This is a genomic window from Nocardioides sp. YJ-D4 (genome assembly GCF_054031495.1).
On the sequence record NZ_CM132932.1, the window covers coordinates 78,636 to 92,833 of the forward strand.

The following is a 14,198-nucleotide window of genomic DNA, read 5'->3' on the forward strand; positions in this document are numbered from 1 at the left end:
ATTGTCAGGGTGGGCAACACATTTGAGCGCTTCGACGCCTATCCGGCGTCGGCCTCGCCGTCTTCATCCTCCAGGATCTCAGCCTCGTGGATGTCCTCGTCTTTTGGCTCAGGCACGATCTCAGTGACGTCGGTGTCGATCTCGACAGTCGTGTGGATCGCGGGCGGCTGCGGCGCGTCGCCCGGCATCAGCGCGGGAAGCCCGCCGGCCGACCCGAGGGCGAGGCACAGTGCTCCAGCTATCTTGCCGAGACGCGGCGCCCACTTCGTCTGCGCAATCCGATCCCACATGTCCGGGCGACGACGCATCGCCCCGATCAGCGCGTCAGTGGCCTGCTCGACCGGGTATGTGCCGGTGAGAAGAGTCTCCCGCAGGGCGCGCTCGACTTCTTCGAGCCGACGCAGGATGAACTGTTTGAGGTCGAGTGCCAGGTCTGAGTCGTCGGTGACTTCATCGATCAGGCTGCGTACCTGCTCGATCAAGGATTCCTTGGTTCCCTCATCGATCACGTGCTCGGGGCGCTGCGTCGAAAGGATCGCGTCGAGCATCCGGAGGGACTGCCAGCCCGTGCCCTGCATCTGCGCGAACATCTGCTGCATGGTCGTGCTCGGCAGGATCGTGAACTGATCCAGCGCAGACTCGACCTCGTTGAAATGGGTGAGCATGACTGCTGGCTGGAACATCTCGGGCAACTGCTCGGCCTCGCGTCGAGCGGCCTGTCCGAGGGCAGCCAGCATCGTGCCTCGACGTGCGCACTCGGCGCGATCGCCTACCTTGCTCGCGTCCAGCCCGAAGACTACGCACCACTGACCCATGGCCGACTCACCCTTGGGGCGCTGGTCGCCGAGTTCGAGCCAGTAGAGGAGCCGACCGGCCGGGTTGTTGAGGTTCGCCACGGGAGAAGGCTACTGATGTGCGCCGACACGCCGGGCACATCGGGGGCACCGGTGGTGATCGGACTGTCGGTTTGCCCAACTTTGATCATGAGAGCGTAGGCAGCCCGATCCTACGGAGGACGAGGTTCGCCAGGCGTTCACCCGCTGATCCTGCGAGGCGTCCACCCGGGCTCCACCGAGATGCCCTACCGTGCGACGCGAGCTCATGGGGGGATGCGGCTCATGATGCCGCCCAACCCACGGGAGCCACGTGATGAGTCATGCCGCTGCGGTGCTGAGCGCCGAGCAGACGGAGGCGCCTGCCAGGCCGTCGGCCAGGCTGGTCACGGTGCTCGCCCTGCTGGCCGCCTTCGCGGCCTCGATGAGCCTCTACGTCGCCACCACCCAAGCGCTGTCGTACCACGCGCGGGACGAGGGCCCGAACGCGTCGTACGCCATCTCGCTCCATGGCGGCGACCTGCCGACGATCGACACGCCGGTGGCGCAGGACCCCGAGCGCTTCCCGCAGATCACCCAGGGCGCGAACCGGGAGGAGTTCGATCGCCACCGGATGATCTGGACCGCCAACCATCCGCCGCTCTACTACCTCCTCGGCGTGCCGTGGGTCGCCCTGGCCGACGTGCTCGACAGCCCGCAGGTGCTGATCGCCGGAATGCGGGCGATGAGCGCCCTGGCGTACGGGGCGCTGGTGTTCCTGGTCGGTCTGATCGCCTTCGAGGTCACCCCACGGCGCCCGGCCGCAGCGATGCTCGCCACCGCGATCACGGCCTCACCGGCGGTGCTGGCGATCGCGGCGGGGTTCATCATGAACGACAGCCCGTCGGTCGCGGCCTCGTCGCTGACGGTGCTCGCGACGCTACGTATCCTCCGCCTCGGGGTGACCCGGAACCGGATGCTCGTGATGGCGGTCGCCGGCACCCTGGCGGCCGCGACGAAGGCGCCCGGCGTGATCACGGTGATCATGTGTGGCGCCGCGCTCGGGCTGACGCTGCTGCTCCGCGACCGCACCTGGAAGGGCTTCGGCCGGGCGACCTGGCTGACCGCGATCGCCACCGGAGTGCCGGGCCTGGCGATCGGCTGGTTCTACGTACGAAACATCGTGCTCTACGGCGACGCGACCGCGAGCTCGGCGCTTCTGTCGCGCTACCAGCGCGTGCAGGTCGACACCTGGCTCGAGGTGATGACCGCGCCCCGCTTCTGGCACGGCTGGTACGACCATCTGTGGGTGCCGCTCCAGCTGCGCGGCACGTCGCTGCACTGGGTGATCGACGCCATCACCTTCGTCGCACTGCTCGGACTGGTCCTGGGGGTCGTCGCGCGTCTACGGGACCACGGTCGCGAGCGGGGTCTCGTCGTCAGCGCTCCCCGGGTCCCCTCGGTGGCGACCGTCGGTCTGCTCGTGCTGATCGCGCACGCGTTCGTGATCGTCGTCAACCTCGCCCAGTTCCGCTCCGGCGGCGGCAACCCGCACGAGCGCTACCTGATGACGGTCATGCCGCTGATCGCGATCGTGCTCTCCGTGGGCCTGCTGGCGATCGTCGACGCGGTGCCGTGGGGCGAGATCCGCCGGCGCGAGGAGATCGCAGCGGCCGTCGTCTCGGCGTTCCTGGTCGGGCTGGCGGCCGCGACCTTCGCCGTGTGGGTGCAGACTCAGATCGGGCTCGGTCGCGACCTGATCCTTCCGGAGATCCGCCCGGTGGCGTACGTCATCCTGCTCATCGGCGCTCTCTGCGCGGTCGCCGCGGTGGCACTGCCGCTCGCCTGGTGGCCGCGCAGTGATGCTTCGGGAGCCGGCACGCGCTCGTCCGGGACAGGTAGCGCACTACTCGCTCTCCGCGGCGCCGGGCGCGGTTGAGTGTCGGCATGACCGCCAACGTCCTCCCCGACTCCGACCGCGCGGCATCGACGGTCTGGAGCAGGACCGCCGCACTGCTGTCCGGTCTGCTGGCCATCGGCTTCGGCATCCCGGCCGCGTACGGAACCCACTACTTCGCGACCCACGACGAGGTGTGGACCTTCATGGGCTTCCCGACGTACGGCTACGGTCCGTTCGTCGATGTCGGCATCCCGACGAGCGTCCTGCTGCTGGCCGGGTTCACCGCGGTGTGCGCGGCCGAGGCGGTGGTCGGTTTCCTGCTGTGGTCGCGCCCGCGTCTCGGTGGGTGGCTCTCGTTCGCGGTGCTCCCGTTCGAGATCGCCTACTGGTGGGGCTTCGCGTTGCCGTTCGGGCCGATCGTCGGCCTGGTCCGGACGGCGGCGGTGGTCATGGGGCTTCGTCGCCGCGAGTAGCCGCAGCATCGGCGTGGATGTTGGGACGCCAAGACTGTCGGTGGTCCCGAGTAGCCTGGACCTCATGCGTCCAGTCACCGATCTCGAGCGTCGTGTCGCCCCGTTCAAGGTGGTCTCCGACTACCAGCCCTCCGGTGACCAACCGACCGCGATCGCGGAGATCACCAAGCGGATCCAGGGCGGCGTCAAGGACGTCGTCCTGCTCGGCGCGACCGGCACCGGAAAGACGGCGACCGTTGCCTGGACCGCCGAGCAGCTGCAGCGTCCGATGCTGGTGCTGCAGCCCAACAAGACCCTCGCCGCCCAGTTCGCCAACGAGCTGCGCCAGCTCTTCCCGGAGAACGCGGTCGAATACTTCGTCTCCTACTACGACTACTACCAGCCTGAGGCGTACGTCCCCCAGACCGACACCTACATCGAGAAGGACTCCTCGATCAACGAGGAGGTCGAGCGGCTGCGCCACTCGGCCACCAACTCGCTGCTGACCAGGCGCGACGTCATCGTGGTCTCGACTGTCTCCTGCATCTACGGTCTCGGCACCCCGCAGGAGTACGTCGACCGGATGATCCGGCTGCGGGTGGGGGAGGAGCACGACCGCGACTCGATCCTGCGGCGGCTGGTGGAGATCCAGTACACCCGCAACGACCTCTCCTTCACCCGAGGCACGTTCCGGGTGCGCGGCGACACCCTGGAGATCTTCCCGGTCTATGAGGAGCACGCGGTCCGGATCGAGTTCTTCGGCGACGAGATCGAGCGGTTGATGACACTGCACGCGGTCACCGGCGAGGTCCTCACCGAGGACCAAGAGCTCTACGTCTTCCCCGCAACCCACTACGTCGCCGGCCCCGAGCGCATGGAGCGCGCGATCAACGGCATCGAGGCCGAGCTCGACCAGCAGCTGAACACCTTCGAGAAGCAGGGCAAGATGCTCGAGGCGCAGCGGCTGCGGATGCGTACGACCTACGACATCGAGATGATGCGCCAGGTCGGTTCCTGCTCCGGGATCGAGAACTACTCGATGCACATCGACGGCCGCGAGCGCGGCTCGGCGCCCAACTGTCTGCTCGACTACTTCCCGGAGGACTTCGTCCTCGTCGTCGACGAGTCCCACGTCGCGGTCCCGCAGGTCGGCGGGATGTACGAGGGCGACATGTCCCGCAAGCGCAACCTGGTCGAGCACGGCTTCCGGCTGCCCAGCGCCCAGGACAACCGGCCGCTGAAGTGGGAGGAGTTCCTGGAGCGGATCGGCCAGACGATCTACCTCTCCGCGACCCCGGGCAACTACGAGCTGGACCTGGTCAGCCGCGACGGCGGCGAACCCGATGTGGTCGAGCAGATCATCCGCCCGACCGGCCTGATCGACCCCGAGGTGATCATCAAGCAGACCAAGGGCCAGATCGACGACCTGATCGGCGAGATCAACGACCGGGTCGCCAAGAACGAGCGCGTCCTGGTCACCACGCTCACCAAGAAGATGTCCGAGGACCTCACCGACTATCTCCTCGACGCCGGGATCCGCACGCGCTATCTCCACTCCGAGGTCGACACGCTCAAGCGGATCGAGCTGCTCCGCGACCTGCGGCTGGGGGAGTACGACGTCCTGGTCGGCATCAACCTGCTCCGTGAGGGTCTCGACCTCCCGGAGGTGTCGCTGGTCTCGATCCTCGACGCCGACAAGGAAGGGTTCCTGCGCTCGGACAAGTCGCTGATCCAGACCATCGGCCGTGCGGCCCGAAACGTCTCCGGCCAGGTGCACATGTACGCCGACAAGATCACCCCCTCCATGGAGTCGGCGATCGAGGAGACCAATCGCCGCCGCGCGATCCAGATGGCCTACAACGAGGCCAACGGCATCGACCCGCAGCCGCTGCGCAAGAAGATCGCCGACATCACCGACATGCTCGCCCGCGAGGAGGAGAGCACCCAGGAGCTGCTCAACACCTGGGCCGGCACCGAGGCCAAGGGCCGCGCCGGCAAGACCACGGCCAAGTCGCCGACCCCGATGCTCGGCGACGCCGCCCGCGAGGCCCGCGAGCGTGGCCTCGTCGGCCTCCCCTCCTCCGACCTGGCTCAGCTCATCGGCGACCTCACCGAGCAGATGAAGGGCGCCGCCGCCGAGCTCCAGTTCGAGGTCGCCGCCCGTCTGCGCGACGAGATCTCCGACCTCAAGAAGGAGCTCAGGCAGATGATGGAAGCAACCAAGTAGGACCTCTGCGTCTCGAGCCGGATTCGTGAGGGACGAACGAATCCGGCTCGACCAGCGGGGAGTTGCGTCAACCGTCGGCTACCGGCCCGTCGCGCGCTGTTCACCGACCGTGAGCCCTGGCTCGTGTGTCTCGTCAGTTTCGCCCGTTAACGTCGTGAATGTGACTGTTCCACGGGTCTCGATGTCCCAATCCACGATCTGCGTCCTGCTGCTGGGTGTGCTCGGCTTCGCGATGAGCGCCCAGGTGGCGATCGCGATGCCAGCCCTGTTCAAGGCCGACGAGCGGGCCCATGCGGCGTACGCGGTGGCGCTGTCCCAAGGGACGTTGCCGACGATCGACACCGACATCCCCGACGACCCGGCGCGCTACCCGCAGCTGGCCGAGAGCCTTTTCGGAGCCGATGAGGCCCACCGCGACATCTGGGTCGCCAACCACCCGCCGCTCTTCTATGCGATGAGCCTGCCGCTCGTCTGGCTGGGCGACGCGGTCGGCTCGCCAGGCCTGACGCTCCTCGGCATGCGTCTGCTGAACGCTCTCGGGTTCGCCCTGACCACGATCATGGTCGGCCTGCTGGCGCGCGAGCTGGTGCCACGACGCCCGGCGGTGCCGGTGATCGCCTCGGCGATGTGCATCGGCTGCGGCGCGATGACCTTCGTGGGCGGCGGGATCTACAACGACGGCTGGTCCTCCGCGGCGGCGTTCATGACGCTCTACCTCGGGTTCCGGATGATCCGCCAGGGCGTGACCCGTGAGCGCCTGATCGCCGCAGCCGCGGTCGGCGTCGCGGCCGCCGGGTTCCGCTCGACCGGCCTGGTCGCGGTGCTCTTCCTCGGCGCCTGCGTGCTGGTGGCGATGTGGCTGCGAGAGCCGTCGCTGCGTACGTTCCTGCGCGGTACGTTCTGGCGAGCCGTCGGGATCGCGGCGTGCATCGGCATGGCACCGGTGGTCGTGTTCGGCTGGTTCTACGTGCGCAACATCGAGCTCTACGGTGACCCGACCGCGTCGGGCTCGCTCTTCGAGAAGTTCGGGCGCGAGCCCAACGGCACCACACTGTTCCAGCTGGTGAACCCCGAGTTCTACGGCCACCTGCTCGGCAGCCTGTGGACCGACGGCAACATCGCCAACACCTGGAGCCAGGCAGCCGTCATCGTGCTGACGCTCACCCTGGCCGGCCTCGTGCTCGACGCTGCTGCGAAGGCCAACCCGCGTCGTACGGGAGTCCTGCGGCGCATCCGCCTCGCCCCGCAGAGCACGATGCAGCACCGCCAGGACCTGGCCATCTGGGCGCTGCTGGGAGGCTACTGCCTGCTGATCCTGATCAATGTCGCCGGGTTCATCGCCGGCGGTGGCTGGATCCACGCTCGCTACGCGGTCCCGTTCCTGCCCTTCCTCGCCGCCGGTGCCGGGATCGCCGCACTCCGGCTGGGGCGGCTCCTGCCGCTGCGGGTCCCGACCGGCTCGCGAACCGGCGTGACCGCGCTCGACGAGGCACGCGACCTGCGCATCGGCCTGGGCGTCTCGCTGGCCTTCATGGTGGTCGGCCTGGTCTGCCACCTCGACACCGAGCAGTACGTCGACGGGCCGGTCAGCAGCACGTTCGCGCTCGTCGCCCTGGTGGCCGCCGACCTGGTGATGTTCGCGGTCGCGGCGTACGTCGCCACGGAGCTGCGCCGGCGGATGCGCCCCGGCACCTTCGACACTCCGCGCACCCTCGCCGCGCACGTGGCGAGCGGGCCTGTGACCGAGGTCGCCTCCGGCCGTCCACGAGAGACCACCGGCATCTCGACGAGCTCGAAGGCGCCGTAACCTCTCTCTGTGAGCCACGAAGACCCCCAGTCGTCCGCACGCTCATGGCTCGTGTGGGGTATCGCCCTCGCGGTCTACGGCCTGGCGGTCTTCCACCGCAGCAGCCTCGCGGTCGCCGGTCTGGTCGCCACCGAGCGCTTCGGGATCGGCGCCAGCCAGCTGGCGACCTTCGTCATGCTGCAGCTGCTCGTCTATGCCCTCATGCAGGTGCCGGTCGGGCTGCTGGTCGACCGGTTCGGCTCGCGTACGGTCCTCTCCGCGGGCGCACTGATCCTGGCGCTCGCTCAGGCGGGGTTCGCGTTCGCGGACTCCTACCCGCTGGCGCTGCTCGCGCGCACGTTCGTGGGGATGGGCGACGCGATGACGTTCATCTGCGTGCTGCGGCTGGTGCCGTCGTGGTTCCCGGCCCGCAAGGTGCCGCTGGTCAGCCAGCTCACCGGCACCGTCGGACAGCTGGGCGCGATCGCGGCAGCGGTCCCGATGACGTGGGCGCTCGGCCAGCTCGGCTGGACCAGGGCCTACCTCACGGCCGCGCTGATCGGCCCGGTGCTTCTCGTGCTGCTGCGCCTCTTCGTCCACGACGGACCCGGTGACCGACACCGCCGAGGCACCTCCCTCAAACCGCGTGAGCTCGGCCGGAGCCTGAAGGCGTCCTGGTACCAGCCGGGCACGCGCCTGGGCTTCTGGATCCACTTCTCCACCCCGTTCAGCTCTCACCTGATGGGGCTGCTGTGGGGATTCCCGTTCCTGGTGACCGCAGAAGGGCTCTCCGACACCCTCGCCGGCACCCTGCTCTCGGTCACCGTCGTCGCCGCCCTGGCCGCGGGCCCGGTGATGGGCGTGCTCGCCGGACGTCACCCGTGGCACCGCTCGACGGTGGCGCTGACGATGATCGCCGCCCTGGTGTCGGTGTGGACGCTCGTGCTCGCCTGGCCGGGTGAGGCGCCGCTGCCCGTGCTGCTGCTCCTGATGGCCGTGGTCGGCTTCGGCGGACCGGCCTCGATGATCGGCTTCGACGTCGGCCGCACCAGCAACCCGCCGGCGCGGATGGCGAGCGCCAGCGGGATCATCAACCAGGGCGGCTTCGTCGCCGCGCTGCTGGTGATCGTGCTGGTCGGCTGGATCCTCGACTGGCGTACGCCGGGGGACTCGACCGCCTACACGCCGGAGGCGTTCCGCTGGGCGATGTCGGTGCAGTACCTGTTCTGGGGCCTCGGAGTGGTGCAGATCTGGCGTCACCGGCGCGACGTGCGGCGGCGTACGACCCGGGAGCAGGTCGCGGCCGGGTCCTCGATGGTCGTCGACTGAGCGCGGCCACCCCAGGCACCACGCACAGTTCGCCGACTCGTCACCTGACCGCAAACCGCGGTGGCGGCTGAACGGCACCCCGGCCCACTAGCTTGTCGAGGTGCTCACGCCGACGCGCTCGCTGTCCCAGGTGACCGTATGCCTCCTCCTGCTCGGGGTGCTCGGCTTCGCGATGAGTGCGCAGTACGCGATCGGGATGCCGCCGCTGCTGAAGGCCGACGAGAAGCAGCACGCCGCCTACGCCATCGTCCTGTCCCAGGGCGTCCTGCCCACGATCGACACCAACACCCCGGCCGACCCGGTGCGCTATCCGCAGTTCGCCGAGGCGCTCTTCGGCCTCGACGAGCCACGCCGCGACATCTGGGTCGCCAACCACCCGCCGCTCTTCTACGTGATGAGCCTGCCGCTGGTCTGGCTCGGTGACGCCGTCGGCGGTGGGGCAGGGGTCGGGGTGACGCTGCTCGGGATGCGGCTGCTCAACGCGCTCGGCTACGCGTTGAGCATCATCCTGGTCGGGCTGCTGGCGCGCGAGCTGGTGCCCAGGCGACGGGTGGTCCCTGTGCTCGCCGCGGCGATGGTGCTCGGCTGTGGCGCGGTGACCTACGACGGCGGCGCGATCTACAACGACGGCTGGGGCACGGTCGCCGCCTCGCTCACCCTGCTCCTCGGCTTCCGGATGGTTCGCGACGGCGTCACCCGCGACCGGCTGATCTGGGCGACGGTCGCCGGCGTCGCGGCGGCCAGCTTCCGCTCGACCGGCCTGGTGGCGGTGCTCGTGCTGGGTGCCTGCGTGCTGGCCGCGCTGTGGCTGCGCGACCCGACGCTGCGTACGTTCCGTCGGGGTGTCGGCCTGGCGATCCGGATCGGGCTGGCGCCGGTGGTCGTGATCGGCTGGTTCTACGTACGCAACATCGTCCTCTACGGCGACCCGACCGCCTCCGCGGCGCTCTTCGAGAAGTTCTCCCGCCAGACCCACGGCGACACGCTCTTCCAGCTGGTCAACCCCGAGCTCTACCTGCACCTCTACGGCGCGCTGTGGGCAGACGACGTCATCCCGAAGATCTGGATCCTCGCTGCCGCGGCCACTCTGGTGCTCACGGTCACCGGCATGGTGCTCGACGTCAACGCGAAGGCCCGGCCGAGGCCGGACGGGGTGATGCGCCGCGTCGTGATCCCCGGGCCGGAGCCGACCGTCCTGGAGCGCCGCCTGGAGGTGGCGGTGCGGGCGCTGATGGGGATCTACTGCGTGATCATCATCGTCAACCTGGCCTCGTTCCACGCCGGCGGAGGCTGGATCCACGCCCGCTACGCGGTGCCGTTCCTGCCGGTGATCGCGGCTCTCACCTCGCTCGCGATCCTGCGGGTCGGCCGCCACTGGGTGCGCGGCGCCGACGAGGAGCGGGTGGATCTGCGCATCACTCTCTATGCCGGCGTCGGGTTCATCGTCTCGGCGATGGTCGCCCACCTCCACATCCAGCAGCGGATCGACGGACCGGCGGACGCGTCCTGGCTGTTCGCGCTGATCGCGGCCGACCTGGTCATGTTCGTCGTCGCCGCGTACGTCACCGCGCAGCTGCGCCGCCGGCTACGGCCGGACGGGGAACTCTTCGCCAGCCGGTCATCTGAGGACCAGTCACCTGTTGCCGCGGTGAACATCTGAGCCGCGATGGTGGTGGCCCTCCACCCCCACGTCAAGGAGCATCTGTGGTTGACATCGATCGTCGTCGGTTCCTAGGTCTCGCCGGCGGCGCAGCTGCGCTGACCATGCTCGACCAGAGCATCGCGCGAGCCGCCTCCATCCCCGCCGCCCGCCGGACCGGCACGATCCGCGACATCGAGCACGTGGTCGTGCTGATGCAGGAGAACCGCAGCTTCGAGCACTACCTGGGCACCCTGCGCGGTGTACGCGGCTTCGGCGACCCGCACCCGGCGATCCTGCCGTCGGGCAAGTCGGTGTGGCACCAGCCGAACGGTGACGGCGAGCTGCTCCCATTCCATCCCGAGGTCGATGACCTCGGAGCTGCCTTCCTCGAGGGTCTCCCGCACAGCTGGCCCGACGGCCAGCAGGCGATCAACGGTGGTCGCTACGACCGATGGGTGCCGGCCAAGGGCACCACCACGATGGCGTACCTCCAGCGGCAGGACGCCGCCTTCCACTTCGCGCTGGCCGACGCGTTCACGGTGTGCGACGCCTACTACTGCTCCTTCATCGGCAACACCGACCCCAACCGCTACTACATGCTCTCGGGCTGGACCGGCAACGACGGCAAGGGCGGCGGGCCGGTGCTCTACAACGACGAGGCCGGCTACGACTGGACCACCTACGCCGAGCGGCTCGAGAAGGCCGGGGTCAGCTGGAAGGTCTACCAGGACGAGGGCACCGGCCTCAACGCCGAGGGCGACAACTGGTGGGGCTGGACCAAGGACGCCTACATCGGCAACTACGGCGACAACTCGCTGCTCTACTTCAACAGGTTCCAGGACGCCCAGCCCGGGGACCCGCTCTTCGAGAAGGCCCGCACCGGCACCCGCGCGATCGACGGACAGGACTACTTCGAGATCCTGCGCGCCGACGTCGAGGCCGACAACCTGCCCTCGGTCAGCTGGATCGCGGCACCGGAGGCGTTCTCCGAGCACTCGAACTGGCCGACCAACTACGGCGCCTGGTACATCGCCAAGGTCCTCGACGCGCTCACCTCGAACCCCGAGGTGTGGGCCAAGACCGCGCTCTTCATCACCTACGACGAGAACGACGGCTTCTTCGACCACCTGGTTCCGCCGCACATCAACAGCCCGCTGGTGCCGGGGGAGTCGACCGTCTCGACGGAGAACGAGCTCTACACCGGTTCCCACGGCGACGGCCACTACGGTCTCGGGCCGCGGGTGCCGATGTTCGTCGTCTCCCCGTGGAGCGTCGGCGGCTGGGTCTCCTCGGAGACCTTCGACCACACCTCGATCCTGCGGTTCATGGAGGAGCGCTTCGGTGTCGCCGAGCCCAACATCACGCCCTGGCGCCGCGCCCTGTGTGGGGACCTGACCTCGGCGTTCGACTTCTCCCGCACCGCCGAGCCGCCCGTGCTCCCGGACACGAGTGGGTGGGAGCCCGCCGACCGGGAGCGCCACCCGGACTACGTCCCGAAGGCGCCGGCGAACGGGTCCATGCCGACGCAGGAGCGCGGCACCCGCCCGGCTCGGCCGACGCCCTACCGGCTCGAGGTGGTCGAGACCGCCGCCGTCGGCGAGATCGCCGTCGAGATCCACAACACCGGCAGCGTCGGCGCCCACTTCCAGGCCCGGCTGCTCGCCCCGGAGGGCGCGCCGCACAGCTACACCGTCGGTGCCGGCGACACCCTCTCCGTGCGCTGGCCGGTCAGCGGCGACTACGTGATCCACCTGCACGGGCCCAACGGGTTCTTCCGCTCCTACGCCGGCACCGCGGGCGCCGACCCCGCGCCCGCCAACCTGCGGCGGGAGGGCCGCTCGCAGCGACTCACCGTGACCGCGCCTCGTAAGGCCGAGATCACCAGCGCGTACGCCGGCGAGATCCGCTCGCGCCACCTGGACACCCGTGCCACCGGGGGCTGGTACGACCTGACCCTCACGCTCCCGGGCACCACCTGGGCACGTGGGTTCGCCGGCCACCTGGAGAACGGACGTCCCTCCGTGAGCGACCCGCAGCTGGGCGCCTAGGCGGGACCGTCGGGCCGGTCCTTCTCGGACTGGGCCGGCGGGTCGATGATCGGGGCAGCTGTCTCGGGGGCTGCCTCGATCTCGGCCTTGGCCGCCTTCTTCGCCGCCTTCTTGGCGGCCTTCTTCTCGAGGCGGTGCACCTCGCGCTGGACGATCGCCTCGCGGCGTACGCCGGTGCCGACCAGGTTGACCACCAGGAAGAGCATCGGATAGATCGGCCACGGATGTCCGTCGGGGGCCGAGGTGAACAGCCAGATGCCCCAGGTGATGAGGCTGACCATCAAGAAGGTGGCGAGCGCCTCCTGGAGCTCCTTGCGGTAGGCAGCCGCGCCCTGCTCGCGGAAGCCGAGCGTCTCGGGCAGGTTCGCCCCGGGCTCGCCGGGAGCGGGCTCGGCGACCACGAGATCGTCGACGAGAGCGGGCAGCTCTCCGAGCGTACGAGCCTCCAAGAGGGTGTCGACCCTCTCCTCGTGCTCCTCGCGGGTCAGCCGGCCATCGGCGAAGGCATCGGTGAGGACGGCGCGTACAACCTCCCGATCGGCATCGGAGGCGCGCATACGTGCGTTGTCGGCCTGCCTCGGGTCGAGGCGGAACCGGGTCCAGAAACCCTCCACACCACCAGCCTAGACGCCAAGCCCGACACCGTCTGGTGAAGCGCCTGCATTAGAGTGACTCGCGCTGGCTACCTGCTAGTATAGAACACGTTCTAGTTTTGCTCTGCCTAGGTTTGAGGGAGGTGGCGGATGCGGATCGCTCTGCTGTCGTATCGCAGCAAGCCGCACGTCGGCGGTCAAGGCGTCTATATCCGCCATCTGAGTCGGGAGCTCGCCAAGCTCGGGCACACGGTCGAGGTCTTCTCCGGTCAGCCCTATCCCGAGCTCGACCTCCTGGGGGAGGGCGTGACGCTCACCAAGGTGCCGAGCCTGGGCCTCTACGAGGAGCCCAACCCGTTCGGCAACCCGAAGCTCTCCGAGCTGCGCGACCTGGTCGACGTCGAGGAGTGGGCCCGGATGCGCACCGGCGCCTTCCCCGAGCCGCTGACCTTCGCCAAGCGCGTCCTCAAGGTGCTGAAGGAGCGGAAGGGCGACTTCGACATCGTCCACGACAACCAGACCCTGGCCACCCCGCTGCTGAGCATCGAGCCCGAGGTCGGCCTGCCGCTGGTGACCACGATCCACCACCCGATCTCCTTCGACCGGCGCATCGAGCTGGACAGCGCGCAGGGCTGGAAGAAGAAGTTCGGCGTCTGGCGCTGGTACTCGTTCGTGAAGATGCAGGCCAAGGTCGCCTCGCAGCTGCGGCACGTGATCACGCCCTCGGACAACTCCAAGCGCGACATCCTGACCGACTTCGGCGTCCCCTCCGAGCGGGTGCAGACCGTGCATCTCGGTGTACCCGAGGAGTTCGTCCCTCCAGCCGGGCCGCGCACCCCGGGCCGCATCCTGGCCATGGCCAGTGCCGACGCCCCGCTGAAGGGCATCGCCTTCCTGCTCGAGGCCTTCGCCAAGCTGCGTACCGAACGGGATCTCGAGCTGGTCCTGGTCTCCAAGCCCAAGAAGGGCGGTCCGACCGAGCAGCTCATCGAGAAGCTCGCGATCAAGGACCACGTACGTTTCGTCAACGGCATCTCCGACGCCGAGCTCGTCGAGCTGATGGGCTCCGCGGAGATCGCCTGCGTGCCCTCCCTCTACGAGGGGTTCTCACTGCCCACCGCCGAGCTGATGGCGTGTGGCACCCCGCTCGTCGTCTCCCGCGCCGGCGCGATCCCCGAGGTCGTCGGTCCTGACGACCTGTGCGCGAAGCAGGTCACCCCGGGCGAGACCGAGGAGCTCGAACAGGCCATCGCGGCGCTGCTCGACGACCCCGAGCGCCGGGCCCGCTACTCGGCCGCCGGGCGCGCCCGCGTCGAGGAGCACTTCTCCTGGCACGCCGTCGCCGAGCGGATGACGGCCCTGTATCAGCAGTCCATCGACGAGTTCACCACAGACGAGAGGAAGTGAGC

Annotated in this window: 10 protein-coding genes; 8 read left to right on the plus strand and 2 right to left on the minus strand. The window is 69.0% G+C overall.

Going from position 1 to position 14,198, the window contains the following annotated elements:
- Positions 1-38: 38 nt before the first annotated feature.
- On the minus strand, positions 39-896 hold the full coding sequence (locus ACW14X_RS00395; protein ID WP_457164313.1) for a hypothetical protein: 858 nt from the start codon (positions 894-896) through the stop codon (positions 39-41).
- A gap of 253 nt (positions 897-1,149) precedes the next feature.
- Between ACW14X_RS00395 and ACW14X_RS00400 the strand changes: the two genes are divergently transcribed.
- From ACW14X_RS00400 to ACW14X_RS00430, 7 genes are all read left to right on the plus strand, one after another.
- Entirely contained in the window at positions 1,150-2,751 is a 1,602-nt protein-coding gene (locus ACW14X_RS00400; RefSeq protein WP_457164314.1) for a hypothetical protein, read from the plus strand.
- Positions 2,752-2,759: 8 nt separating this feature from the next.
- Positions 2,760-3,185 (plus strand): hypothetical protein, encoded by a 426-nt coding sequence (locus ACW14X_RS00405; protein ID WP_457164315.1) that lies wholly within the window; start codon positions 2,760-2,762, stop codon positions 3,183-3,185.
- Positions 3,186-3,249: 64 nt separating this feature from the next.
- On the plus strand, positions 3,250-5,391 hold the full coding sequence (gene uvrB / locus ACW14X_RS00410; protein WP_457164316.1) for an excinuclease ABC subunit UvrB: 2,142 nt from the start codon (positions 3,250-3,252) through the stop codon (positions 5,389-5,391).
- Between the two features lie 160 nt (positions 5,392-5,551).
- Positions 5,552-7,198, plus strand: coding sequence for an ArnT family glycosyltransferase (locus ACW14X_RS00415; RefSeq protein WP_457164317.1), 1,647 nt, complete (start codon positions 5,552-5,554; stop codon positions 7,196-7,198).
- Between the two features lie 9 nt (positions 7,199-7,207).
- Positions 7,208-8,506 carry an MFS transporter gene (locus ACW14X_RS00420; protein ID WP_350841375.1) on the plus strand — a complete coding sequence of 433 codons (1,299 nt, stop codon included), beginning with the start codon at positions 7,208-7,210 and terminating at the stop codon, positions 8,504-8,506.
- A gap of 100 nt (positions 8,507-8,606) precedes the next feature.
- Positions 8,607-10,166 carry an ArnT family glycosyltransferase gene (locus ACW14X_RS00425; RefSeq protein WP_457164318.1) on the plus strand — a complete coding sequence of 520 codons (1,560 nt, stop codon included), beginning with the start codon at positions 8,607-8,609 and terminating at the stop codon, positions 10,164-10,166.
- Positions 10,167-10,210: 44 nt separating this feature from the next.
- Entirely contained in the window at positions 10,211-12,196 is a 1,986-nt protein-coding gene (locus ACW14X_RS00430) for a phosphocholine-specific phospholipase C (RefSeq protein ID WP_457164319.1), read from the plus strand.
- On the opposite strand, the gene ACW14X_RS00435 is transcribed toward ACW14X_RS00430, so the two are convergent.
- Positions 12,193-12,810 (minus strand): DUF1707 SHOCT-like domain-containing protein, encoded by a 618-nt coding sequence (locus ACW14X_RS00435; protein WP_457164320.1) that lies wholly within the window; start codon positions 12,808-12,810, stop codon positions 12,193-12,195. The two genes, ACW14X_RS00430 and ACW14X_RS00435, sit on opposite strands and share 4 nt — an antisense overlap.
- 129 nt (positions 12,811-12,939) lie before the next feature.
- Between ACW14X_RS00435 and ACW14X_RS00440 the strand changes: the two genes are divergently transcribed.
- Entirely contained in the window at positions 12,940-14,196 is a 1,257-nt protein-coding gene (locus ACW14X_RS00440; protein WP_457164321.1) for a glycosyltransferase family 4 protein, read from the plus strand.
- The last annotated feature ends 2 nt before the right edge of the window (positions 14,197-14,198 follow it).

What these genes read in the sequence shown, in the direction of transcription:
- ACW14X_RS00440 (WP_457164321.1), top strand. Translation starts at nt 12,940, where the DNA reads ATGCGGATCGCTCTGCTGTCGTATCGCAGCAAGCCGCACGTCGGCGGT.
- ACW14X_RS00405 (WP_457164315.1), top strand. Translation starts at nt 2,760, where the DNA reads ATGACCGCCAACGTCCTCCCCGACTCCGACCGCGCGGCATCGACGGTC.
- ACW14X_RS00400 (WP_457164314.1), top strand. Translation starts at nt 1,150, where the DNA reads ATGAGTCATGCCGCTGCGGTGCTGAGCGCCGAGCAGACGGAGGCGCCT.
- uvrB (WP_457164316.1), top strand. Translation starts at nt 3,250, where the DNA reads ATGCGTCCAGTCACCGATCTCGAGCGTCGTGTCGCCCCGTTCAAGGTG.